The organism is Stieleria sp. (assembly GCF_041595215.1).
Taxonomy (GTDB): domain Bacteria; phylum Planctomycetota; class Planctomycetia; order Pirellulales; family Pirellulaceae; genus Stieleria; species Stieleria magnilauensis.
The window spans coordinates 1-2,093 of sequence record NZ_JBFHKV010001305.1 but is presented as its reverse complement, the minus strand read 5'-3'; the positions used below and the strand labels follow the sequence as shown (position 1 = coordinate 2,093).

The window sequence follows — 2,093 nt, the reverse complement described above, 5'->3', positions numbered from 1 at the left end:
TCGAACAACAACACCTCTTTGGCGTACAGCGACACGTCATCGAGTCCCTTGTACGCCACGTACGCACAAACAACGATGATCGCCTGCAACCAAACGGCGGGCATTCGCAGCACCGCCCCAATCCCGGCATCGGCGTCGGCGCGACTCGGGGAATTCGTCTCGAAGGTCCGCGTTTGCTTTCGCGGCAGCGCAAACCACACCAGCACGGCGGACAAGAAAGTCACCGCGGCAAACAACAGCACCACGTTACCAAATGCGCCAGACCGCTCGGACAGTGTGGCGACTTGCACATCGGCAGGAATCAACGCCGCGTACAGCCAAACCGACACGCTGGCGATCAGGGCGGCGATCAATCCCCGGCCACCGTCCAGAATCCCGAACGCCCGCCCGGGCAGAGCGCGACTTGGCGATCCGTCTGCTGACAATCCGCCAGCGCCCCACTGACGCGTCGCACGAATCAGCGGCGACCAAAACAGCAAGATCGTGGTCAGTCCCCAAAATCCATACAGCGACTTCACCACGCTGAGCGAAGGGATCCCGGCCATCAGCAAACCGCCGGCGGATGTTGCCACCAGCGCGATCGCCATCAACTTTCGCGCGTCGAACCGATCCGCAATCGGGCCGCCGGGAAAGTAGGCCAACATCGCAACGACGCCATAGATCGAAAAAGCCATGCCCAATTGCAAGTTGCTGATCCCGAACACATCCAGCAACGTCGGTCGAAAGATCCGCGGTAAGACGAACGGAAGAAAGAACACCGCCTCACCGGCGATGACCAACGCAAGCATCATCACGAACTTGCGAAGTGACGTCACAACCTCCGGCTCGTTCGTCGAATCGATCAACTACTTGGTCTCACATTCGGCCCCATCGGGCGTCTGGTCCGCGCGGCTGTCTCCGTCAACGACCACGCCCTTCCAAAATGCAAATCGGCCGCGAATGCTCTCCGCCTGAGGCTTCGGATCGGGATAGTACCAAGCCGCATTCTCGTTGACTTGGCCGTCCACCTCGATGCTTTTGTAACTGGCGACGCCTTTCCATCCACACGTCGTCTGGTGGTCGCTGGGTCGCAACCGCGCCGCGTCGACGCTTTCGGCAGGGAAGTAGTGATTCCCTTCGACGACAATCGTGTCGTCGCTTTGGGCAATGATCGATCCGTTCCATTTCGCAGTGGCCATTTTATTTTTCCCTCAATCGTTCGATGCGTGTCAGCGATTCGTCGTCGATTGTGCAAGTTGCACGTCACCCTTGATTGCGAGCAGGTCTCGACGTCCAGACTGCAAGCAAGCCTCGACAGTGTACCGACGCGTCCAGCGCCGGATCGCGTTCAGCCATCCGTCACCGAAGCGCACCCCGCCTCAAGTTCCTTCAGCATCGAGCGCACCGACGTCTCGAGCCCGAGCGTGATGTCGTGAACCGTGCCTCGTTTGTCCGCCGCATAGGCCGATGCGTGATCTTTCAGGTCGATCGGCTGCCCCACTTTCACGCAGGCCTTCCTGGGTCCCCAAACCTTTCGCTCTTTGCAGACTTCCATCTCCAACAAGCACAACACGTCAAGAAACCTCTCGAACGTCATCGATTCCCCGACGTAACCGTCGTGCAACGCGACAAATTGCAACAACTGCCAAAGTTCGTCGTAGTACTTTCGCGCCAATTGTTGACGCTGGACCGCCAGCTGCTGCTCGTACTCCGACCCACTGGGTTCCTCGTGAACGATCCTGTCGACGGCGTTGAACAGAGAGCGAATCCGGTCCAACAGGGTTTGCTTTTCGGTCGCGGTGAGCCCCAACTGCTGTTCCAGTTGACAGATCGCGTACAGCTTTAGATTCTCCGCCCGATCACTCAAATCGCTGTCGGGGGCCGGTTGTACACCGTGCGTTTTTTCATTCGCCGCAACGACCGCTTCGACGATCCGCCGGAGACGTGCGTGCCGAGTCGGCTGCGACGGACCATCACCGATTGCCAGTTTCGATTCCAACCTCGCGAGCGACGCGTCAATTTCGTCGTGCATGTCGCGAAGATAAACGTACTTGATGGCGATCGGAATGCAGTAGAGGCTAGCTTGATCGTCTTCTTTCTTTGCGTCCTCATAC

3 protein-coding genes are annotated in these 2,093 nt (G+C 58.6%); all 3 read right to left on the bottom strand.

Annotated features, from left to right (window positions below; translation table 11 throughout):
- Window positions 1–845 (bottom strand): MFS transporter (locus tag ABX749_RS30800; RefSeq protein WP_372899406.1); only part of this gene is annotated, 845 nt, incomplete at its 3' end.
- Window positions 846–1,178 carry a DUF427 domain-containing protein gene (locus ABX749_RS30795; protein ID WP_372899405.1) on the bottom strand — a complete coding sequence of 111 codons (333 nt, stop codon included), beginning with the start codon at window positions 1,176–1,178 and terminating at the stop codon, window positions 846–848.
- Between the two features lie 149 nt (window positions 1,179–1,327).
- Window positions 1,328–2,093, bottom strand: a 766-nt coding sequence (locus ABX749_RS30790) for a hypothetical protein (protein WP_372899404.1), incomplete at its 5' end; no start/stop codon positions are given.